The organism is Streptomyces sp. NPDC031418 (assembly GCF_055581605.1).
Genome location: NZ_JBVIJC010000041.1, coordinates 14,344 through 34,879 on the forward strand (window position 1 = coordinate 14,344; position 20,536 = coordinate 34,879).

A 20,536-nucleotide genomic window follows, 5' to 3' on the forward strand; every position below is an offset into this window, starting at 1 on the left:
CTTTCACGAGGGGGGCCGTGTCACCGGTCACGCGGCGCGGCCGCCGGTCACTCCCAGCGGAAGAACCGTCCGGCGGCGGCCAGCCCGAGGACCGCCCAGACCGCGAGGATCCCCAGGTCGCCCCAGGGCACGCCGGCGCCGTGCTGGAGCACGTCGCGCAGTCCGTCGGAGAGCGCGGAGATGGGCAGCAGACCGAGGAGGTGCTGTCCGGTCGCGCCGAACCGGTCCAGCGGCACGATGACCCCGCCGCCGACCAGCAGCAGCAGGAACACCAGGTTCGCGGCGGCCAGCGTCGCTTCCGCCTTCAGCGTGCCCGCCATCAGCAGACCGAGCCCGGAGAAGGCGGCCGTACCGAGGACGAGGAGCAGCAGGACGGACGCCGGGTTGCCGTGCGGGGACCAGCCCAGCGCGAGCGCGATCACCGTCAGCAGGATCACCTGGAGGACCTCCGTGACCAGCACGGACGCCGTCTTCGCGGTCATCAGGCCCCAGCGCGGCAGCGGCGAGGAGGCGAGCCGCTTGAGCACGCCGTAGCGGCGCTCGAAGCCGGTCGCGATGGCCTGCCCGGTGAACGCCGTCGACATCACGGCGAGGGCCAGGACGCCGGGGGCGAGGAAGTCGACCGCCTTGCCCTTGCCGGTGTCCACGATGTCGACCGAGCTGAAGAGGACCAGCAGCAGGGTCGGGATGACCACCGTCAGCAGCAGCTGCTCGCCGTTGCGCAGCAGCATCTTCGTCTCCAGGGCCGCCTGGGCCGCGATCATGCGGGGCAGCGGCGCCGCCCCCGGCCGGGGCGCGTAGGTGCCGGAAGCGGTGGTCATGAGCGCAACTCCTTGCCGGTCAGCTCCAGGAAGACGTCCTCCAGGGTGTGCCGCTCCACGGAGATCCGGTCCGGCATCACGCCGTGCTGGGCGCACCAGGAGGTCACCGTGGCCAGCAGCTGCGGGTCGACCTTGCCGACGACCCGGTAGGCGCCCGGAGTCAGCTCGGCGGCCGTGCAGTCGGCCGGGAGCGCCTTGAGCAGCGAGGCCACGTCGAGGCCGGGCCGCCCGCTGAAGCGCAGGGTGTTCTCCGCGCCCCCCTTGCACAGCTCCTCCGGGGAGCCCTGGGCGATGACCCGGCCGCCGTCGATGATCGCCACGTCGTCGGCGAGCTGCTCGGCCTCTTCCATGGAGTGGGTGGTGAGGATCACCGAGACGCCGTCGGCGCGCAGGTCCCTCACCAGGTCCCAGGTGGCGCGGCGGGCCTGCGGGTCGAGGCCCGCGGTCGGCTCGTCCAGGAACACCAGCTCCGGGCGTCCGACGACGGCCATGGCGAGCGCGAGCCGCTGCTGCTGGCCGCCGGACAGCCGCCGGTAGCCGGTCCGGCCGCAGGAGCCGAGGCCCAGCCGCTCGATCAGGGCGTCCACGTCCAGCGGGTGCGCGTGCAGTTTCGCGATATGCCGGAGCATCTCGTCGGCGCGGGCGCCCGAGTAGACACCGCCGGACTGGAGCATCACCCCGATGCGGGGCCGCAGCTCCGCGGACTGCCGGACCGGGTCGAGGCCCAGGACGCGCACCGTGCCGGAATCCGGCTTCCGGTACCCCTCGCAGGTCTCGACCGTGGTCGTCTTCCCCGCCCCGTTGGGGCCGAGGACGGCGGTCACACCCGTCCGGGCCACCAGGTCGAGGCCGTCCACCGCGGTCTTCGTGCCGTACCGCTTCACCAGGGCCTGGACCTGGACGACGGGCTCACTTCGCATGGGTCCAGAGTCTAGGGAGAGCGCGTGCGGTCGGGACGCGCGGGTGCGGCAACTCGGGCAACAGGGCCGGTCGGAGGGGGTGCGGGCGGGATTCCGATGATCGATCAAAGATCGTTTCCGCAGGTCAGATTAGGTATGCCTAAGTGATGCAGGGCACCGTCCGATGATCCGGACGTCGCTTGTCAGGCTCCGCGGAATTACGCAACAATGGCGTTGTGAAAAACGTCGGCGAGGCTCGGGAGTCCCTCACGGGGGCCCCGCAGGAGGAGCTAGCGACCGGTGAGCGCTCCACGCGCAACCGGGTCGCGCGGTCCATCCTGGACCACGGTCCGTCGACCGTCGCCGAACTCGCCGGCCGGCTGGGACTGACCCAGGCGGCCGTCCGCCGTCACCTGGACGCGCTCGTCGCCGACGACGTCGTACAGGCCCGCGAGCAGCGTGTGTACGGCACGCGCACGCGAGGCCGCCCCGCCAAGGTCTTCGCGCTCACCGACTGCGGCCGGGACGCCTTCGACCAGTCGTACGACAAGCTCGCCGTCGACGCCCTGCGCTGGATCGCCGAGCAGGAGGGCGGCGCCGAGGCGGTCGCCGCCTTCGCGCGCGCGCGGATCACCGCCCAGGCGAGCGCCTACCGCAAGGCGATCGAGGCGGTCACCCCGGACAAGCGCGCCGAAGCGCTGGCGAAGGCCTTGAGCATGGACGGGTACGCTGCTACGGCGCGCAGCGCACCGGTCGGCGAGCAGCTCTGCCAGCACCACTGCCCGGTCGCCCATGTCGCGGAACAGTTCCCGCAGCTGTGCGAGGCGGAGACGGAGATCTTCGCCGAGCTGCTCGGTACCCACGTCCAGCGACTGGCGACCATCGCGCACGGCGACGGCGTGTGCACGACGTTCATCCCCAAGACATCCACTGACGCACCTGCAAGCACGGCCGGGAGGAACCCCGCATGACTCTCCCCACGGAGACTGCCCACCCCGAACTCGAGGGCCTGGGCAAGTACGAATACGGCTGGGCCGACTCCGACGTGGCCGGTGCCTCCGCCCGGCGCGGCCTGAACGAGGACGTCGTCCGCGACATCTCCGGCAAGAAGTCGGAGCCGGAGTGGATGACCAAGCTGCGCCTGAAGGGCCTGAAGCTCTTCGAGAAGAAGCCCATGCCGAACTGGGGCTCCGACCTCTCCGGCATCGACTTCGACAACATCAAGTACTTCGTGCGCTCCACGGAGAAGCAGGCGGAGTCCTGGGAGGACCTGCCCGAGGACATCAAGAACACCTACGACAAGCTGGGCATCCCGGAGGCCGAGAAGCAGCGCCTGGTCGCCGGCGTCGCCGCCCAGTACGAGTCGGAGGTCGTCTACCACCAGATCCGCGAGGACCTGGAGGAGCAGGGCGTCATCTTCCTCGACACCGACACCGCGCTGAAGGAGCACCCGGAGCTCTTCAAGGAGTACTTCGGGACCGTCATCCCCGCCGGTGACAACAAGTTCGCCGCGCTGAACACGGCCGTCTGGTCCGGCGGCTCCTTCATCTACGTGCCGAAGGGCGTGCACGTCGAGATCCCGCTCCAGGCCTACTTCCGTATCAACACGGAGAACATGGGCCAGTTCGAGCGGACCCTGATCATCGTCGACGAGGGTGCCTACGTGCACTACGTCGAGGGCTGCACCGCCCCGATCTACAAGTCGGACTCGCTGCACTCCGCGGTCGTCGAGATCATCGTCAAGAAGAACGCCCGCTGCCGCTACACGACCATCCAGAACTGGTCGAACAACGTCTACAACCTGGTCACCAAGCGCGCCGTGGCCTACGAGGGCGCGACCATGGAGTGGATCGACGGCAACATCGGCTCCAAGGTGACGATGAAGTACCCGGCCGTCTACCTGATGGGCGAGCACGCCAAGGGCGAGACCCTGTCCATCGCCTTCGCCGGCGAGGGCCAGCACCAGGACGCCGGCGCCAAGATGGTCCACATGGCGCCGAACACCTCGTCCAACATCGTGTCGAAGTCCGTCGCGCGCGGCGGCGGCCGCACCTCCTACCGCGGTCTGATCGAGATCGGCGAGGGCGCCCCCGGCTCCAAGTCGAACGTGCTGTGCGACGCGCTGCTGGTCGACACCATCTCCCGCTCGGACACCTACCCCTACGTGGACGTCCGAGAGGACGACGTGTCCATGGGCCACGAGGCCACCGTCTCCAAGGTCTCCGAGGACCAGCTCTTCTACCTGATGAGCCGCGGCCTCTCCGAGGACGAGGCCATGGCGATGATCGTGCGCGGCTTCGTCGAGCCGATCGCCAAGGAGCTGCCGATGGAGTACGCGCTGGAGCTCAACCGGCTGATCGAGCTGCAGATGGAAGGCGCGGTCGGCTGACACCGCCCGCATCGCCAGCAGACGCCTTACTCAGAAAGAGAGCACTACGACAGCCATGGCCGAGGCCCAGAACATCCCGGTGGGCTCCACCACCGCCGGCTCGATCGCGGTCGCCGCGGAGTCGACCGTCGTCTCGCGCATGAGCGCGCCCCCGTCCTTCGACGTCGCGGACTTCCCGGTCCCGCACGGCCGCGAGGAGGAGTGGCGGTTCACCCCGCTGGAGCGCCTGCGCGGGCTGCACGACGGCACCGCCGTCGCGAACGGCGACGGTGTGAAGGTCGACGTACAGGCCCCCGAGGGCGTCACCGTCGAGACCGTCGGCCGCGACGACGCGCGGCTCGGCAAGGCGGGCACCCCGGTGGACCGCGTCGCCGCGCAGGCGTACTCGGCCTTCGAGAAGGCCTCGGTCGTGACCGTCCCCAAGGACACCGTCCTCACCGAGCCCATCCGCATCGCCGTACACGGCCAGGGCGGCACCGCCTTCGCCCACCAGATCATCGAGCTGGGCAACTTCGCCGAGGCCGTCGTGGTCATCGACCACACCGGTGACGCCGTGCTCGCCGCCAACGTCGACTACCTCCTCGGTGACGGCGCCAAGCTGACCGTCGTCTCCGTCCAGGACTGGGACGACAAGGCCGTCCACGTCGCCCAGCACAACGCGCTGGTCGGCCGGGACGCCTCCGTCAAGTCGGTGGTCGTGACCTTCGGCGGCGACGTGGTCCGGCTGCACCCGCGCGTGACGTACGCCGGCACCGGCGGCGAGGCCGAGCTGTTCGGCCTGTACTTCACCGACGCCGGGCAGCACCAGGAGCACCGTCTGCTGGTCACCCACAACGCCCCGCACTGCAAGTCCAACGTCGTCTACAAGGGCGCGCTCCAGGGCGAGGAAGCGCACGCGGTCTGGATCGGTGACGTCCTCATCGAGGCCTCGGCCGAGGGCACGGACACCTACGAGATGAACCGCAACCTGGTCCTCACGGACGGCGCGCGCGTCGACTCGGTGCCGAACCTGGAGATCGAGACCGGCGAGATCGTCGGCGCCGGCCACGCCTCCGCCACCGGCCGCTTCGACGACGAGCAGCTCTTCTACCTGATGGCCCGCGGCATCCCGGAGCACGAGGCCCGCCGCCTGGTGGTCCGCGGCTTCTTCGCCGAGCTGGTCCAGCAGATCGGCGTCGCCGACATCGAGGAGCGCCTGCTCGCCAAGATCGAGGAGGAGCTGGAGGCTTCGGTCGCATGACCTTCGTACGCGCCTGCGGGCTGAGCGAGCTGGAGGAGGACACCCCGAAGCGGGTGGAACTCGACGGCACGCCGGTCTCGGTCGTCAGGACCGAGGGCGAGGTGTTCGCGATCCACGACATCTGCTCCCACGCGAACGTCTCCCTCTCCGAGGGCGAGGTGGAGGACTGCCAGATCGAGTGCTGGCTGCACGGCTCCGCCTTCGACCTCCGCACCGGCAAGCCGTCCGGCCTCCCGGCCACGCGCCCCGTCCCCGTATACCCCGTAAAGATCGAAGGGGACGACGTTCTCGTCTCCCTCTCCCAGGAGTCCTGAGGCACCCATGGCAACGCTTGAAATCCGAGACCTGCACGTCACCGTCGAGGCCGACAACGCCACGAAGGAGATCCTCAAGGGCGTCGACCTCACCGTGAAGCAGGGCGAGACGCACGCCATCATGGGCCCCAACGGCTCCGGCAAGTCGACCCTCGCCTACTCCCTCGCGGGTCACCCGAAGTACACCATCACCGGCGGCACCGTCACCCTCGACGGCGAGGACGTCCTGGAGATGTCCGTCGACGAGCGCGCCCGCGCCGGCCTGTTCCTGGCGATGCAGTACCCGGTCGAGGTCCCCGGCGTCTCGGTCTCCAACTTCCTGCGCACCTCCGCCACCGCCATCCGCGGCGAGGCCCCGAAGCTGCGCACCTGGGTGAAGGAGGTCAAGGAGGCCATGGAGCGCCTCAACATGGACCCGTCCTTCGCCGAGCGCAACGTGAACGAGGGCTTCTCCGGCGGTGAGAAGAAGCGCCACGAGATCCTCCAGCTGGAGCTGCTCAAGCCGAAGGTCGCGATCCTGGACGAGACCGACTCCGGTCTCGACGTCGACGCCCTCCGCATCGTTTCCGAGGGCGTCAACCGTGTCCGCGAGACCGGCGAGGTCGGCACCCTGCTGATCACGCACTACACGCGCATCCTGCGCTACATCAAGCCCGACCACGTCCACGTGTTCGCCGGCGGCCGCATCGTCGAGTCCGGTGGCCCCGAGCTCGCGGACAAGCTGGAGAACGAGGGCTACGAGGCATACGTGAAGGGTGGCGCATCCGCGTGACACAGCTGCCGGGCCTCCTCGACACCGAGGCGCTGCGCAAGGACTTCCCCATCCTGGACCGGGTGCTCCACGACGGTAAGAAGCTGGTGTACCTGGACAACGCGGCGACCTCCCAGACGCCGCGCCAGGTGCTCGACGTGCTCTCCGAGTACTACGAGCAGCACAACGCCAACGTCCACCGCGGTGTGCATGTGCTCGCCGAGGAGGCCACGGCGCTGTACGAGGGCGCGCGCGACAAGGTCGCCGACTTCATCAACGCGCCGAGCCGCGACGAGGTGATCTTCACCAAGAACGCCTCCGAGTCGCTGAACCTCGTGGCCAACATGCTGGGCTGGGCCGAGGAGCCCTACCGGGTGGACCACGAGACCGAGATCGTCATCACGGAGATGGAGCACCACTCCAACATCGTGCCGTGGCAGCTGCTCGCGCAGCGCACGGGCGCGAAGCTGAAGTGGTTCGGCCTCACGGACGACGGCCGGCTCGACCTGTCCAACATCGACGAGATCATCACCGAGAAGACGAAGATCGTCTCCTTTGTACTGGTCTCCAACATCCTGGGCACCCTCAACCCGGTCGAGGCGATAGTGCGCCGCGCGCAGGAGGTCGGTGCGCTCGTCTGCGTCGACGCCTCCCAGGCCGCCCCGCACATGCCGCTGGACGTGCAGGCACTCCAGGCCGACTTCGTGGCCTTCACCGGCCACAAGATGTGCGGCCCGACCGGCATCGGCGTCCTGTGGGGCCGCCAGGAGCTGCTCGAGGACCTGCCGCCCTTCCTGGGCGGCGGCGAGATGATCGAGACCGTCTCGATGCACTCGTCCACGTACGCCCCGGCGCCGCACAAGTTCGAGGCGGGCACCCCGCCGATCGCGCAGGCGGTCGGGCTGGGCGCCGCGATCGACTACCTCCAGTCGATCGGCATGGACAAGATCCTCGCCCATGAGCACGCGCTGACGGAGTACGCGGTCCAGCGGCTGTCCGAGGTCCCCGACCTGAGGATCATCGGCCCGACCACGGCCGAGGACCGGGGCGCCGCGATCTCCTTCACCCTCGGGGACATCCACCCGCACGACGTGGGCCAGGTCCTCGACGAGCAGGGCATCGCGGTCCGGGTCGGCCACCACTGCGCCCGCCCGGTCTGCCTGCGGTACGGAATTCCTGCGACCACGCGAGCGTCGTTCTATCTGTACTCCACGCCGGCCGAGATCGACGCACTGGTCGCGGGGCTGGAGCACGTTCGGAACTTCTTCGGCTGAAGGGCGTGAGCTGAGACCGTGAAGCTGGACTCGATGTACCAGGACGTCATCCTGGACCACTACAAGAACCCGCACGGGCGTGGTCTGAGGGACGGCGACGCCGAGGTACACCACGTGAACCCGACGTGCGGCGACGAGATCACCCTGCGCGTGCGGTACGAGGGCAGCAGGATCGAGGACGTCTCGTACGAGGGCCAGGGCTGCTCCATCAGCCAGGCCAGCGCGTCCGTCCTCAACGAGCTGCTGGTCGGCAAGGAACTGTCCGAGGCGCAGCGGATCCAGGAGACCTTCCTGGAGCTGATGCAGTCCAAGGGCAGGATCGAGCCGGACGACGCGATGGAGGAGGTCCTGGAGGACGCGGTCGCGTTCGCGGGCGTCTCCAAGTACCCCGCGCGGGTCAAGTGCGCCCTCCTGAGCTGGATGGCGTGGAAGGACGCGACGGCCCAGGCGCTGGGTGGCGCCGAGGCCGAAAGGAAGACGGCATGACCGACACCGCAGAGATGAAGCCCGCGTCCGAGGAGGAGCTGCGTGAGGCCCTGATGGACGTCGTCGACCCCGAGCTGGGCATCGACGTCGTCAACCTCGGGCTGATCTACGGCATCCACATCGACGACTCCAATGTGGCGACGGTCGACATGACCCTCACCTCGGCGGCCTGCCCGCTGACGGACGTCATCGAGGACCAGGCCAAGTCCGCCACCGACGGCCTGGTCAACGAGCTGCGCATCAACTGGGTCTGGATGCCGCCGTGGGGCCCGGACAAGATCACCGACGAGGGCCGCGACCAGCTGAGGGCGCTCGGCTTCAACGTCTGAGCACCGCCCGAGTGCGGGAAGGGGCCGTGGCACCATGCCGCGGCCCCTTTTCCGTTCCCTCGTTGTGTACGGCCGTACACCTGTGCTGTGTACGCTCGTACACATGGGATACCTGCTGCTCGCCGGCGCCATAGCCGCCGAGGTCGCCGCCACGACGGCGATGAAGTACAGCGCGGGGTTCAGCCGGCTCGGGCCCTCGGCCGTGACCGTGCTCGGTTACCTCGTCTCCTTCGCGCTGCTCGCGCAGACGCTGAAGACCGTGCAGATCGGGACCGCGTACGCCATCTGGTCCGGGGTGGGCACCGCGGCCATCGCCGTGCTCGGGCTGCTGCTGTTCGGGGAGGGGCTCGGGGTGGCCAAGGTCGCCGGGATCCTGCTGATCATCGGCGGAGTGGTGGTGCTCAACCTGGGCGGGGCGAGTCACTGATGCCCCGGCGCTACGACCCCGACCGGCGCCGGCGGATCATCGACGCCGCGATCCGGGTGGTCGGGCGGGACGGCATCGCCGGGCTGAGCCACCGCTCGGTGGCCGCCGAGGCCGACGTACCGCTCGGCTCCACGACGTACCACTTCGCCACCCTGGAAGAGCTGATGGTGGCAGCGCTGCGGCAGGCCAACGAGGGCTTCGGCAGGGTGCTCGCCGAGCGGCTGCCGGAGGGCGGCCACGGCGACCTCGCCACCGAGCTGGCCGCGGCCCTCGGAGCCTGGCTGGGCGGCGAGCGCACCGGCGTGGAGCTGGAGTACGAGCTGTATCTGGCCGCGCTGCGGCGGCCCGCGCTGCGGCCCGTCGCCGCCGAGTGGACCGAGCAGGCGACCGCGCTGCTCACCCGCCGCACCGACCCGGTCACCGCCCGGGCGCTGCTCGCGCTGATGGACGGCATCGGCCTTCAGGTGCTGCTCACGGGCGGTTCCTACGACGAGGAGTACGCCCGCACCGCGCTGGCTCGGCTGATCCCCTGAAAGCCGCGCCCGGCACATGAGACGCCATTCGCCCTCACCACCCCGCTCACGTTAGGTTTTCCCCCATGACCGAGTCTGCTTCCCGTACCACCGGCGCTGTCGCCGCCGGCCTCGCCACCATCGCCTCCGACGGCACCGTCCTCGACACCTGGTTCCCGGCCCCCGAGCTGGTCGAGGCGCCCGGCCCGGCCGGCACCGAGCGGCTGACCGCCGAGCAGGCGGCGGAGCTGCTGGGCGGCGGCGCGACCGCGGCGGTCGGCCCGGACAACCGCCGGGGCGTCGAGGTGGTCGCGGTGCGCACGGTCATCGCCTCGCTGGACGAGAAGCCGATCGACGCGCACGACACCTACCTGCGGCTGCACCTGCTCTCGCACCGCCTGGTCAAGCCGCACGGCCAGAACCTGGACGGCATCTTCGGCCACCTCGCCAACGTCGCCTGGACCTCGCTCGGCCCGGTCGCCGTGGACGACATCGAGAAGGTGCGGCTCAACGCCCGCGCCGAGGGCCTGCACCTCCAGGTCACCTCGATCGACAAGTTCCCGCGCATGACGGACTACGTCGCCCCCAAGGGCGTCCGCATCGCCGACGCCGACCGGGTCCGGCTGGGCGCCCACCTGGCCGCCGGCACCACGGTCATGCACGAGGGCTTCGTCAACTTCAACGCCGGCACGCTCGGCACCTCCATGGTCGAGGGCCGGATCTCCGCCGGTGTCGTGGTCGGCGACGGCTCGGACATCGGCGGCGGCGCCTCCACCATGGGCACCCTGTCCGGCGGCGGCAACGTGATCATCTCCATCGGCGAGCGCTGCCTGATCGGCGCCGAGGCGGGCGTCGGCATCGCCCTCGGCGACGAGTGCGTGGTCGAGGCGGGCCTGTACATCACCGCGGGCACCCGCATCACCATGCCCGACGGCCAGATCGTCAAGGCCCGCGAACTCAACGGCGCCTCCAACATCCTCTTCCGCCGCAACTCGGTCACCGGCACGGTGGAGGCCCGCCCGAACAACGCGGTCTGGGGCGGCTTGAACGACATCCTGCACAGCCACAACTGACCCACGTGTCTCGCTGAGCGCCCTTCCGCCGTGGTGCGGGAGGGCGCTCCGTGCTGTCCGGGGTTCTGCCGGTCGCGGGCGGTATCGGTGCAAAGCCGGTGTCTCGTGGCATCTGGTGCGTCAACTGCCGTACAGGGTCTAGCATTTACCGCCTCGGTGGCGAAGAGGCCGCGGAGCGCGAAGGGACGGCCGTATGGTGCAGACCGTGTACGCCCTGCTCGTGGGGGTGGACGACTACCAGGGCCGGCTCAGGTCGCTCAAGGGTTGTGTGGCCGATGTGCTCGCCTTCGAGGCGTTTCTGCGGGGGCGGGTGCCGGACGAGCGGCTGCGCGTGCGCGTGCTGCGCGACGGGGAAGCGACCCGGCAGGCCGTCATCGACGGATTTCTGACCCATCTCGCCCAGGCGGGACCGGAGGACGTCGCCGTGTTCTGCTTCGCCGGGCACGGCTCGCTCGAACCGGTCGAGGAGCGTTTCTGGCATCTGGAGCCGACCGGCTGGAACCAGACCCTGGTGTGCGCCGACAGCCGGCTGCCCGGGGTGCCCGACCTCGCCGACAAGGAGATCAACCAGCTCGTCGGCACGGTCGCCGCCACGGGGGCCCATGTGCTCGGCGTTCTGGACAGCTGCCATTCCGGCGGGGCCACCCGGGACCTGCCGGAGGTGGGGGTCCGCTCGGCGCCCCCCGCCACCGCGCCGAGACCCTTCGAGCAGTACCTTCCCGCCCTGCGGACCGCATGGGCGGCGACCGTCCGCGACGGGGGCGGGGGCGGCGAAGGGGGTGAGCCGCCGCGGCAGGTGACCCTGTCGGCCTGCGAGTCGCTCCAGACGGCCAAGGAACTGCCCTTCGGCGGACGGCACCGGGGCGTCTTCTCGTTCATGCTCCAGCGCGCCCTCGCCCGGCTCGGGCCGCAGGCCACCTACCGCGACCTGCTCGGCGCCGCCGCGGCGGGGGTCAGGGACCGGGTGGGGGAGCAGGACCCCGTCGGGTACGCCATGCCCCCGCAGGCGCTCGACCAGCCGCTCTTCGGCGGGGCGTTACGGCCGCGGGCCCACGGCATCTCCCTGGAGCACCGGCGGGGCGAGTGGTGGATCGACGCCGGTACGGTGCACGGCATCCAGCCGCCCCGCGGTGACGAGTCCGTCGTCCTCGCCGTCCTCCCGCCCGAGGAGCGGCCCGGGGCGGGGGCGGGCCACCCGCTCGGCCGGGTCCGGGTCACCGCGGTGGAGCCCGCCCGCAGCCGGGTCGCCGTCGAGCCGTCGGACTGGCGGCCGCGCACCGGAAGCCGCTATCCCGCTGTCGTGGTGGACGCGCCCGTGCCCCAGGCCACGGTCGAGGTGCGCGGCGACGGCCCCGCGGCCGCGCTGGTGCGCACGGCGATCGCCGACTCCCCGCACCTCGGCGCGGCCGAGGGCGCGGTGGGCCCCGCGGGTCAGGACGACCGCTTCCTCGTCCTGACCGGCGAGCCGTCCCGCCCCGGCACCGAACCCGCGCTGCTGATCGCGCGGCCCGACGGCACCCCGCTGGCCGGCCCCGTCCCGGCGACGGCGGACGGGGCCGTCACGGTGCGGCGCCGCCTCGAACACCTCGCCCGCTGGCACCTGATCAGGCGGCTGGACAACCCGGGATCGTGGATCGCGGACCTGGTCCGTGTCGAGATCGTCCCCGCCGAGCCCGGCGAGACGGCACCGCCCGCGCCCGGCACCCGGCCGCCGCTGACGCCCGGCGCCGACGGACGGATCCAGCTGCACTACCGGAAGGCCGGCACCGGCTGGCGGCGGCCGTACGTCTGGATCCACCTCCACAACGACAGTCCCACGGACCTCTACTGCACCCTGCTCGACCTCACCGACCGCTACCGGTGCCACAGCCTGCTGTATCCGGGCGGCCTGCTGCCGGCGGGGGCGGTGACGGTCGCCTACGACGGCCGCCCCGTCGATGTCTCCCTGCCCGCGGAACGCCTCGGCGTCCCCGGCGCCGAGGTGCTCGATCATCTGAAGCTCATCGCGTCCGAACAGCGCTTCTCGCCCGACGCGTTCGAACTGCCTGTCCTCGACGGACCGCCGTCCCGCCGGGCGCCGTCCCGCGCCGGTACCGGCCGGACCCTGCTCGACCGGCTCGCCGGCACGGCCGCCACCCGGGACCTGGGGAGCGCGGGCCCGGACGCCCCGGAATGGACGACCACCCTGGTCACACTGCGCACCTTCGGGCCGTCGGCCCACCCGGTGGAGGGAACGGTACGACGATGACGCACCCCGGGCGGCCACAGCCGTCGGCCGCAGCCCTGAGCGAGGAGCTGGACGCCTGCCTGGCGTCCCCGCCGGACGCCGAGCACCTGGACGGCCTCCTCGACTCCGTACGGCAGACGGCCGAGGCGCTGATCGAGCAGGGCGCACCACAGGAGGCGCTGCCGATCGTCCGGCAGGGTGAGGCGCTGGCCACCCTGACCGGGAGCACCGAGCACGCGGTGCATCTGCGGGTGCTCCTCGCGGAGGCGGAGGACGAGGAGGAGGCCGCGCTCGCCTGGTGCCGCTCCGCAGCGGAACTCGCCGCCCGACAGGAGAGCGGCTGGCTGTGTTTCTGGACCCTGGTCCAGGTCTCCGGCGTCTTTGCACGGCTGAACCGCTGGCGTCCGGCGGCCGTGCTCCTCGCCCAGGCCACGGTCATGTCCGAGGGCGCGCAGCGGCACGAGTACACATGGCCGGCCGCGATGCAGGCGGCGAGGGCGTATCTGACGGCTGGTGAACTCCATCTCGCCCAGGAATTCCTGGAGTTGGCGCAGGCGGCGTACGAGAGAGCCGACGGGGTGTCTGCCAGCGGGGTCACCGGGGAGGAGCTCGCCCTGGCATGGGCCGAACTCGCCAACGAGCTTCTCCAGGACGCACCGCAAGCGGCTGCCGAGGCGGCCGGACACGCCCTGGCCCTCGCGCCGGGACGGTTCGAGTCGCTGCGCGTGCGGGCGCACGCCCTGATCCTCCTCGAGGACTATCCCAACGCCGTGACCGCCTACCGTGCCTGGCTGGAGGTGGCGCCCGGCAGCGCCTTCGCCTGGAACAACCTCGCGGTGTGCCTGTCGGAGACGGGGGAACCGGAGGGCGCCCTGGAAGCGTGGGCCCGCGCCGCTGCGGCCGCGCCGGAGGAGCTGCGGTTCCGCGTCCATCACGCCCGCGCGCTCGTGGTGAACGGCCACCTCGACGCGGCCGTGGCCGAGTTCGGCGAGGTGATACGCATCGGCGAGGCACTCGAAGCGGGGGCCTCCGGCGGTTCCGCAGAGCCTGCCGCAGAGCCGGTTGCGACGCCCTCCGGGCCGGTTGCGACGCCCTCCGGGCCGGATGCGACGCCCTCCGGGGCCGGTGTGGTGCCCTCTGAGCCGGCCGTGACGCCCTCCGGGGCCGGTGCGGTGCCCTCTGGGCCGGCCGTGACGCCCTCCGGGCCGGCCGTGACGCCCTCCGGGCCGGCCGTGACGCCCTCCGGGCCGGCCGTGACGCCCTCCGGGCCCGGTGCGGTGCCCTCTGGGCCGGCCGTGACGCCCTCCGGGCCCGGCGTGACGCCCTCCGGGCCGGCGGTTGCGACGCCCTCCGGGCCGGCGGCGATACCCTCCGACCCCGTCAACGCCCCTCGCCCGCTGCCCGATTCCGTTGCCCGGCAGATCGACGTCGCGTTGACCGAGCGGGCGCTGATCAACCTGGAGCGTGGGCGTACGGAGCCGACCGCGGCCGATGCCGAACGGCTCCTCGCCCGGCTGTCCGTCGCCGCCCGCACCGCCGGGCACGCGTTGCGTGCCGAGCTGTGCGAGCGCCGCGGGGATCTGGAGGGTGCGCTCGCGGAGTGCGAGCGAGCACCCGAGCCGAGCACCGGTGTGCTGGAGCTGCACGCCCGCCTCCTGCTGCGCGGGGGCCGCGATGACGAGGCCCTCGACGTCCTGGAACGCCTGGCGTCCCGGGAGCACGCCCCGGAGACGGCCGTCGAGATCCTCGACGAGATGGTGGAGCGGCTGCCCGGCCGGGCCCGGCCCCTGGCGGTGCGCGGCCTGGCCCACTTCCAGGCCGAGCGCCCGCGCCGCGCCCTGGCCGATCTCCGCGCCGCCGTGGCCGCGGGCCACACCGCTTGGCGGACGTATCTGCTGCTGGGGCTCAGCTGTGTGCGGATGGACCCGGGCGAGGGCGGCTCCCAGAGCATCGACCTGATGTCGGGACTGAAGGCGCTGGGCAGGGCGGTCCTGTGCGCGGCCGAACAGGGGGGCGACCCGGAGGGAGAGGCGACCGGGGCACTGGTCTGGCTGCTGGACCGCATGTTCGGTGCCTCGCGCTTCCTGGACGCGGCCGCCGTGACCGCCCTGCTGGACCTGGAACCGCCGTGGCTGTCCGCGGTGCCGCAGCTGCGTCCCGCCCTGGTCGGGCACTACGAGGCCGGCATGCTCGTCGGCGAGGGGAAGTGGCGGGAGGCGGCGGACATCTGGGAGTCCGTGCAGCTCGCCTTCGAGGCCGCGGGGTTCCCGGTGAGCGCCGCCCGGACGAGCCTGGCGATCGCGGACGCACTGCTGAGGGTGCAGGACCTGGACGCCGTCGCCGCCCATCTCGACCGGGCCGACGGCATGACGCTGCTGCTCGCGAAGCCCATGACCGCGAATCTCAGGACGCTGGACCATCCCCAGGACCAGGTGGCCTGGATGGAGCTGGAGTACCTGGACGTCTACGGCATCGGCGCCAAGGAGTACATCAACGTACTGCGCGGCCTGCGGATCATCTTCACCGCGCGCTCCGGTGACGTACGGGCGGCCGCGGAGGAGATCGACGACGGCTCCTGGGTCTTCGTCGAGGAGGACGGCCGTACCGTGGTCGCGCCGGGCCTGTCGGTGACGGGCGTCACGAGCCTGGCCCAGATCCTGCGCGACGCCGGGCAGTGGGAACGGGCCGCGGAGCTGCTGACCACGGCCCTGACCACGGAGCAGGGTGCCCGGCACGCCGGGGCGCACGCCACCTTCTCCACCCTGGTGGTGGACGACTTCGCGGAGTCCACCCGCTACCTGGACCTCGCCACCGAGTACGCGGCGGACTGGCAGCGGCCGGCCCTGCTGACGATGCGGGCGCAGCTCTGCCTCCTGCACGAACGCTGGGACGAGGCCCTGGAGCTGCTGGACGCGGCGGCGTCCGCCGCCACGGAGTACGGGCTGGCCTTCGAGCTGCTGCGCAGTCGGGTGGAGCTGGGCCGGGGCAACGCGGCGGAGGCGGCCGACCTGGTCGTCCGGCTGGTCGCCCGGGCCGAGGAGAGCCGACTGAACCTGTCCCGCTGGGAACTGCGGATGGCGTGGTCGGGAACCGCCGTCCCGCTGTACCGCACGGCGATCGAGGCGTGCCTCGCGGCGGGCCGTACCCTGGCGGCCTTCGACTTCGCCGAACGGGCCCGCGCCCGCGCCTTTCTCGACGAGGACGCGCTGGCGGACCCCGAGGTCGACGCGCTGGTCACCGCCCAGCGGGAACGGCAGGAGGAACTGGACTGGCTCGACGCGCTCACCACCCCCTACACCGCCGCCGACGTGGCCCGGCTGCTGCTGCTCGAAGGCCGCTACGGCGGCAGCCGGGAGCTGCCCGAGGGGTTCCGCGTCCACACGCCGACCACCCGCATCGACACCAGCGACATCCGCCACCGCCTCCGCAACGACCACGAGGCGCTCACCCGGGACCTTGACCGCGCGCAGGTGGAGGCGATGCGCCGGCAGGGTGTGGAGCCGGTCGGCTGGCAGCGGCTGCACGAGGCCGTCGGCGGGGCCGCGCACATCGCCCTGTACCACGTCCTCGACAGCGGCCGGGTGCTGCTCTTCACCTCGGGCGCGGGCGCCGAGCCCCGCGCGGTCACCATCGAGGTCGACCTGTACGAGATCGGCGATGTCCTCGACGCCGCCGTGCGCGGCACCCGCTTCGACTTCCGCACGGTGGACCTGGAGCGGCTGCAACGGGCCGCGGCACCGCTCGTCGCACCGCTCGCCGCGGTGCCGGCCGACGAACTGATCGCGCTCGTCCCGCACGGTGCGCTGCACGACGTCCCGCTGCACGTCCTCGAGGTCGCGGGCGTGCCGCTGGGGCTGCGCAACCCGGTCTGCTACGCGCCCAGCGCCTCGCTGCTCGTGCGCCGGCTGTCCAGCAGCGCGCCGCAGGCGTCCGGCGAGCCGCTGGTGGTGGGGGACCCGGGAGGCGACCTCGCCCACGCCCGCATCGAGGCCGTGACGGTGGCCCGGCAACTGGGCATCCCCCCGGTGCTCGGCGAGGACGTGTCCAAGCGCCTGGTCACCGACGCCCTGCTGCGCACCCAGTCCCCGCCGGGGCTGGTCCATCTGGCCGCCCACGGCATCCTGGACACCGCCGACGGGGCGGTGGGCATCGTCCTGGGCGGTGCCCGGGCCGCCGACGGCCGCGAGCGGCAGATACTGGGCGCGGCCGATCTGCGCGGTGCCCGGCTCTCCGCCGCCCTCGTCGTGCTGAGCTGCTGCACCAGCGGGGTCAACGGCATGCGCCCCGGCGACGAACTGACCGGGCTGGTCCGCAGCTTCCTCACCGCCGGCGCGGCCTCCGTGATCGTCAGCCAGTGGTCGGTGGACGACCTGTCCACCTCGCTGCTGATGCGCGCCTTCTACGAACGTCTGGGCGCCGCCGCGTCCGACGGCGCTCCCGCCTCCCTCGCCCACGCGCTGCGCGACGCGGTGCTCCGGGTCCGCTCCCTGACCCGGCAGCAGGTGGCGGACCTGACCGCACCGGACACGGCCGGGGGCCTGACCGGGGCGGAACCGGCCACCCGGCGCGCCCTGCGGATCGGTTCGGCGGCCCTGAGCACGGACTTCGCCACGGCCCGTGCCGCGCTGGCCGTCAGCTCCGATCCCGCCCTGCGGGACGCGGCGCTGGAGGCGGAGGAGCGCCGTGAGGCCCTGGCCGCCGCCGGGCTGAGCGAGGAGGACCGGGCGTTCCCCTTCCGGCATCCCCATTACTGGGCGCCGTTCGTGCTGGTGGGAGACTGGCGCCTGCCGCGCCCCGGGGACGGACGGGCGAGGGAGGCCGCCGGAGGTTCGTCCGCAGGCCCTAGCGGCAGCGGCTGATCCGCCGCCGGTACGGCACCCGCCGTACCCAGGCCTCCCGCTCGTCGATCCGCCCGGCTCAACGGCTACCGGGAGCTGTCCGGCGGCGCCGATCACAGCGCCGGCAGCTCCCGGTGGTGGGCCAGCAGCCCGTCGGCCGTCTCCGGGCCGGCGGGCAGCAGCGGGGCGCGCACCGGCCCCGCGGGCAGTCCCAGGCGGCCCAGCAGCGCCTTGGCGGTGACCGTGCCGGGCAGACCCGCGGCCATCATCGCCTCGATCAGCGGGGTGGCCGCCAGCTGGAGGTCCCGCGCCCGGGCGGTGTCGCCCGCGTCGAAGGCGTCCAGGATCGCGGCGACATGGCCCGGCGCGGCGTTGGCGACCGTGCTCACACAGCCGGCCGCGCCGATCGCGTACAGCGCCAGGATGTGCTCGTCGCAGCCGGCGTAGTAGGCCAGGTCCGTCCGGGCCAGCACCTGCTGGGTGCCGAGGAAGTCGTACGAGCAGTCCTTCACGGCCACGATCCGGGGGTGCGCGGCGAGGCCGGTCATGGTGTCCGGTTCGATCCGGGTGCCGGTGCGGCCCGGGATGTCGTAGAGCATCACCGGCACCTCGCTCGCGTCGGCGACCGCCAGGAAGTGCGCGGCCACCGCGTCCTGCGGGGGTCTGCTGTAGTACGGCGTCACCACCAGCACCCCGTCGGCCCCCGCCCGGCCGGCCGCCAGCGCCAGCTCGACCGTGTGCCGGGTGTCGGCGCTGCCCACCCCCGCGACCAGCGCGGCCCGGTCGCCGACCGCCTCCCGTACGGCCGCGACCAGCCGCGTCTTCTCCTCGTCCGTGGTGGTCGGCGACTCGCCGGTGGTGCCGTTCAGCACCAGGCCGTCGCAGCCCGCCGCCACCAGCCGGACGGCCAGGCTTCGGGCTCCGTCGAGGTCGAGCGCCCCGGTCTCGGTGAAGGGGGTGATCATCGCGCACAGGGTGCGGCCGAAGGGCGGGGGCGTGCGGGTGCTCGTGGTCATGGTCATGGTCATGAAGGCAGTCTCGGCACCAGGAGAATAAAGCTCCACTTAAATCTTCTACGGGTTGTAGATAAGCACTGCTAAGGAGACGCAAGGTCCTATGTCCAACCCGCCACCTCATGGGTCACTATGGCCGGAGGGTCACCGACGTCACCCATGGGAGGCACCATGAAGCTCGGCAAGGCACTGGCCACCGGAGTCGCCGAGGAGCGGACCCCGCTCCCCGAGGAGACGGCCCCGCAGACCACCGGCGAGAGCGCCGGTGAGACCGTCCGCACCGAACCGGCCGCGCCGGCCCGCGAAGAGGTCCCGGCCGCCCGATGAGACTGCGGCTCCCGGCGGAACGCCCGACGGAGCCGCCGACCGGCTACAAGATCGCCCACCCGGTGCTGTCCCAGGACGGCACCCGGGCCGGGTTCACCGGAGTGTCGCTCGGCGGTGCGCTGCCGTACGCCGTGCTCGCCGACGCCTCCTGTGTCTACGGCCGCAGACACCGCCCGCCCGCGCGGCGGTGCGACTGCGGCTTCCACTGCCTCCACGACCGTACGGCCGCCGAGGCCCTGCTGTGTACGACCGAGCACCGCACGGCGCTCCTGCTGGAGGTCACCGTGCTCGGCGCCTACATCCGCTTCGAGCGCGGCTTCCGCTACGCCCGGCAGCGGGTGTGCACCGCCACCGCGGGCCCCTGCGGCTGCGGCGCCGTGGCCGTCGCGCTCGCCGACGCCGACTGGGGGCGGCCCGGCTGGCGGGCCCTGGTCCCGGTCTGCGCGGGCTGCGCGGGCGGCCGTACCGCCGTCTCGCTCCCGGGCTTCGCCCGGCTGGCCGGATCGGGGCTGCGGGTGTCGGCACAGGGCGGCGGTACGGCGGTCCCGGCGGCGGAGCCGGGCGGCGCGGCCGAGCCGGGCGTGCCGGAACTCGTCGCCGAGGCCGCCCTGTTGCAGGCGCGGCTCGACTGGTTCCAGACCCAGCTCGCCCGGCTCGCGGAACGCGGCCCGGGCGGCCTTGGCCGGGGCTGACGGCCTCCGGCCTGGGTACCCGATGTCCGTACGGACGGAAGGGAGGCGGTCACCGACGAGGAGTCGGCCGCCAGCGCTCTGCCGCGGCGCCGGCCCCCGCGGAGGCTCTCAGGGAAAGGGCACATCGATGACGCACAAGTTCCCGCACGGCTCGGGTGCCAAGGGCCCCGACGAACTGCGGCGGCAGATGGAGCAGGCCAGGCATCAACTCGGCGACACCGTCGACCGGTTGATGGGCCGGACCGAGGTCGGGGGCCGGGCCCGGGCCCGGGCTGCCGATCTGCGGGACAAGGCAGGCGCCATGACCGTCCAGCTGCGCATGAGCGCCGCCCAGGCCGGACACGGCATGCAGGACCGGGCGGTGAAGGCCGGGCACGGCGCCCAGGAACGGATGGCGAAGGCCGGGCACGGCGCCCAGGAGCGGATGATGAAGGCCGGGCATCTCGCCCGGGAGCAGGCCGGCCGCGGCGGACACGCCCTTCAGGAACGGACGCTGCACACCGCGCACGACATCGAGCACGACGTGCGGGTGCCGCGGCCGGTGCGCTCCATGGTGGGCGCCGCGCTGCGGAACCCGCGGCCGGTGCTGATCGCCGGGGCGGCGGCCGCCTCCGTCGTCGCGGCGGCCGTGATCTGGCGCCGGATGGACCAGTGACCGTGTGATCCGGTGCCGGATGGACCGGCGACCGCGATCTCGCACCGGGTCGACCGGCGGCCATGAGCCGGCGGGGGGGGGGGGGGGGGGGGGGGGGGGAGGGGGGAGGGGGGGGGGGGGCGGGGGGGGGGGGGGGGGGGGGGGGGGGGGGGGGGGAAGGGGGGGGAGGGGGGGGGGCCCCTTTCCTTTTCCTCTCGCCGGCCACGTCGCGCTCTTGCATCCCAATTAGAGACGACACAAAGGAAAACAACCCCCCCCCCACCACCCCC

At 72.4% G+C, this 20,536-nt stretch carries 19 protein-coding genes; 16 read left to right on the plus strand and 3 right to left on the minus strand.

Annotation, left to right across the window (positions count from 1 at the left end; translation table 11 throughout):
- Positions 1–47: 47 nt before the first annotated feature.
- Together ACZ5CZ_RS38025 and ACZ5CZ_RS38030 are read right to left on the minus strand one after the other, a co-directional pair.
- Positions 48–821, minus strand: coding sequence for an ABC transporter permease (locus tag ACZ5CZ_RS38025; RefSeq protein ID WP_468949395.1), 774 nt, complete (start codon positions 819–821; stop codon positions 48–50).
- A complete protein-coding gene (locus ACZ5CZ_RS38030; protein ID WP_468949397.1) occupies positions 818–1,741 on the minus strand; it encodes an ABC transporter ATP-binding protein in 924 nt (307 codons plus the stop codon). Before ACZ5CZ_RS38030 ends, ACZ5CZ_RS38025 begins: the two co-directional genes overlap by 4 nt.
- A gap of 215 nt (positions 1,742–1,956) precedes the next feature.
- Between ACZ5CZ_RS38030 and ACZ5CZ_RS38035 the strand changes: the two genes are divergently transcribed.
- The 13 genes from ACZ5CZ_RS38035 to ACZ5CZ_RS38095 all read left to right on the plus strand — a co-directional run bounded on the left by ACZ5CZ_RS38035 (position 1,957) and on the right by ACZ5CZ_RS38095 (position 17,601).
- Positions 1,957–2,691 carry a helix-turn-helix transcriptional regulator gene (locus tag ACZ5CZ_RS38035; RefSeq protein WP_385843146.1) on the plus strand — a complete coding sequence of 245 codons (735 nt, stop codon included), beginning with the start codon at positions 1,957–1,959 and terminating at the stop codon, positions 2,689–2,691.
- Positions 2,688–4,109 (plus strand): Fe-S cluster assembly protein SufB, encoded by a 1,422-nt coding sequence (gene sufB / locus ACZ5CZ_RS38040; protein ID WP_360747512.1) that lies wholly within the window; start codon positions 2,688–2,690, stop codon positions 4,107–4,109. The genes ACZ5CZ_RS38035 and sufB overlap by 4 nt, the downstream gene beginning before the upstream one ends.
- 55 nt (positions 4,110–4,164) lie before the next feature.
- Positions 4,165–5,349, plus strand: coding sequence for a Fe-S cluster assembly protein SufD (gene sufD, locus ACZ5CZ_RS38045; RefSeq protein WP_468949400.1), 1,185 nt, complete (start codon positions 4,165–4,167; stop codon positions 5,347–5,349).
- Positions 5,346–5,663, plus strand: coding sequence for a non-heme iron oxygenase ferredoxin subunit (locus ACZ5CZ_RS38050; RefSeq protein ID WP_385843148.1), 318 nt, complete (start codon positions 5,346–5,348; stop codon positions 5,661–5,663). The genes sufD and ACZ5CZ_RS38050 overlap by 4 nt, the downstream gene beginning before the upstream one ends.
- 7 nt (positions 5,664–5,670) lie before the next feature.
- Complete coding sequence (gene sufC / locus ACZ5CZ_RS38055) at positions 5,671–6,435, plus strand: Fe-S cluster assembly ATPase SufC (RefSeq protein WP_030617891.1); 765 nt, start codon at positions 5,671–5,673, stop codon at positions 6,433–6,435.
- Positions 6,432–7,688: a cysteine desulfurase gene (locus ACZ5CZ_RS38060; RefSeq protein ID WP_385843149.1), complete on the plus strand. Its 1,257-nt coding sequence runs from the start codon at positions 6,432–6,434 to the stop codon at positions 7,686–7,688. Before sufC ends, ACZ5CZ_RS38060 begins: the two co-directional genes overlap by 4 nt.
- An 18-nt stretch (positions 7,689–7,706) precedes the next feature.
- The gene (gene sufU / locus ACZ5CZ_RS38065; RefSeq protein ID WP_385843150.1) at positions 7,707–8,174 is read left to right on the plus strand and encodes a Fe-S cluster assembly sulfur transfer protein SufU; all 468 of its coding nucleotides are present in this window, start codon (positions 7,707–7,709) and stop codon (positions 8,172–8,174) included.
- Positions 8,171–8,503 (plus strand): metal-sulfur cluster assembly factor, encoded by a 333-nt coding sequence (locus ACZ5CZ_RS38070; protein WP_385843151.1) that lies wholly within the window; start codon positions 8,171–8,173, stop codon positions 8,501–8,503. The genes sufU and ACZ5CZ_RS38070 overlap by 4 nt, the downstream gene beginning before the upstream one ends.
- 103 nt (positions 8,504–8,606) lie before the next feature.
- Complete coding sequence (locus ACZ5CZ_RS38075) at positions 8,607–8,930, plus strand: DMT family transporter (RefSeq protein ID WP_385843152.1); 324 nt, start codon at positions 8,607–8,609, stop codon at positions 8,928–8,930.
- Positions 8,930–9,463, plus strand: a complete 534-nt coding sequence (locus ACZ5CZ_RS38080; protein ID WP_385843154.1) for a TetR/AcrR family transcriptional regulator — start codon at positions 8,930–8,932, stop codon at positions 9,461–9,463. Before ACZ5CZ_RS38075 ends, ACZ5CZ_RS38080 begins: the two co-directional genes overlap by 1 nt.
- A 65-nt stretch (positions 9,464–9,528) precedes the next feature.
- Complete coding sequence (gene dapD, locus ACZ5CZ_RS38085) at positions 9,529–10,515, plus strand: 2,3,4,5-tetrahydropyridine-2,6-dicarboxylate N-succinyltransferase (RefSeq protein ID WP_385843155.1); 987 nt, start codon at positions 9,529–9,531, stop codon at positions 10,513–10,515.
- A gap of 193 nt (positions 10,516–10,708) precedes the next feature.
- Positions 10,709–12,763, plus strand: a complete 2,055-nt coding sequence (locus tag ACZ5CZ_RS38090) for a caspase family protein (protein WP_468949404.1) — start codon at positions 10,709–10,711, stop codon at positions 12,761–12,763.
- Positions 12,760–17,601: a CHAT domain-containing protein gene (locus ACZ5CZ_RS38095; protein ID WP_468949406.1), complete on the plus strand. Its 4,842-nt coding sequence runs from the start codon at positions 12,760–12,762 to the stop codon at positions 17,599–17,601. The genes ACZ5CZ_RS38090 and ACZ5CZ_RS38095 overlap by 4 nt, the downstream gene beginning before the upstream one ends.
- A 92-nt stretch (positions 17,602–17,693) precedes the next feature.
- Here ACZ5CZ_RS38095 and dapA read toward each other — a convergent pair whose 3' ends face one another.
- Positions 17,694–18,602, minus strand: coding sequence for a 4-hydroxy-tetrahydrodipicolinate synthase (gene dapA, locus ACZ5CZ_RS38100; protein ID WP_468949411.1), 909 nt, complete (start codon positions 18,600–18,602; stop codon positions 17,694–17,696).
- Positions 18,603–18,764: 162 nt separating this feature from the next.
- Between dapA and ACZ5CZ_RS38105 the strand changes: the two genes are divergently transcribed.
- The 3 genes from ACZ5CZ_RS38105 (at position 18,765) to ACZ5CZ_RS38115 (ending at position 20,267) form a co-directional block, all read left to right on the plus strand.
- Positions 18,765–18,920 carry a hypothetical protein gene (locus tag ACZ5CZ_RS38105; protein ID WP_385843160.1) on the plus strand — a complete coding sequence of 52 codons (156 nt, stop codon included), beginning with the start codon at positions 18,765–18,767 and terminating at the stop codon, positions 18,918–18,920.
- Positions 18,917–19,612 (plus strand): hypothetical protein, encoded by a 696-nt coding sequence (locus ACZ5CZ_RS38110; RefSeq protein ID WP_468949408.1) that lies wholly within the window; start codon positions 18,917–18,919, stop codon positions 19,610–19,612. Before ACZ5CZ_RS38105 ends, ACZ5CZ_RS38110 begins: the two co-directional genes overlap by 4 nt.
- Positions 19,613–19,739: 127 nt before the next feature.
- Positions 19,740–20,267, plus strand: a complete 528-nt coding sequence (locus ACZ5CZ_RS38115; RefSeq protein ID WP_385843162.1) for a DUF3618 domain-containing protein — start codon at positions 19,740–19,742, stop codon at positions 20,265–20,267.
- The last annotated feature ends 269 nt before the right edge of the window (positions 20,268–20,536 follow it).

Excerpts from the sequence above, each read along its gene's own strand:
- ACZ5CZ_RS38030 (WP_468949397.1), bottom strand. The coding sequence starts at position 1,741 with ATGCGAAGTGAGCCCGTCGTCCAGGTCCAGGCCCTGGTGAAGCGGTAC.
- ACZ5CZ_RS38070 (WP_385843151.1), top strand. The coding sequence starts at position 8,171 with ATGACCGACACCGCAGAGATGAAGCCCGCGTCCGAGGAGGAGCTGCGT.
- ACZ5CZ_RS38110 (WP_468949408.1), top strand. The coding sequence starts at position 18,917 with ATGAGACTGCGGCTCCCGGCGGAACGCCCGACGGAGCCGCCGACCGGC.
- dapD (WP_385843155.1), top strand. The coding sequence starts at position 9,529 with ATGACCGAGTCTGCTTCCCGTACCACCGGCGCTGTCGCCGCCGGCCTC.
- ACZ5CZ_RS38115 (WP_385843162.1), top strand. The coding sequence starts at position 19,740 with ATGACGCACAAGTTCCCGCACGGCTCGGGTGCCAAGGGCCCCGACGAA.
- sufC (WP_030617891.1), top strand. The coding sequence starts at position 5,671 with ATGGCAACGCTTGAAATCCGAGACCTGCACGTCACCGTCGAGGCCGAC.
- ACZ5CZ_RS38050 (WP_385843148.1), top strand. The coding sequence starts at position 5,346 with ATGACCTTCGTACGCGCCTGCGGGCTGAGCGAGCTGGAGGAGGACACC.
- ACZ5CZ_RS38095 (WP_468949406.1), top strand. The coding sequence starts at position 12,760 with ATGACGCACCCCGGGCGGCCACAGCCGTCGGCCGCAGCCCTGAGCGAG.
- ACZ5CZ_RS38090 (WP_468949404.1), top strand. The coding sequence starts at position 10,709 with ATGGTGCAGACCGTGTACGCCCTGCTCGTGGGGGTGGACGACTACCAG.
- sufB (WP_360747512.1), top strand. The coding sequence starts at position 2,688 with ATGACTCTCCCCACGGAGACTGCCCACCCCGAACTCGAGGGCCTGGGC.
- dapA (WP_468949411.1), bottom strand. The coding sequence starts at position 18,602 with ATGACCATGACCACGAGCACCCGCACGCCCCCGCCCTTCGGCCGCACC.
- ACZ5CZ_RS38025 (WP_468949395.1), bottom strand. The coding sequence starts at position 821 with ATGACCACCGCTTCCGGCACCTACGCGCCCCGGCCGGGGGCGGCGCCG.
- ACZ5CZ_RS38075 (WP_385843152.1), top strand. The coding sequence starts at position 8,607 with ATGGGATACCTGCTGCTCGCCGGCGCCATAGCCGCCGAGGTCGCCGCC.
- ACZ5CZ_RS38105 (WP_385843160.1), top strand. The coding sequence starts at position 18,765 with ATGAAGCTCGGCAAGGCACTGGCCACCGGAGTCGCCGAGGAGCGGACC.
- ACZ5CZ_RS38080 (WP_385843154.1), top strand. The coding sequence starts at position 8,930 with ATGCCCCGGCGCTACGACCCCGACCGGCGCCGGCGGATCATCGACGCC.
- sufD (WP_468949400.1), top strand. The coding sequence starts at position 4,165 with ATGGCCGAGGCCCAGAACATCCCGGTGGGCTCCACCACCGCCGGCTCG.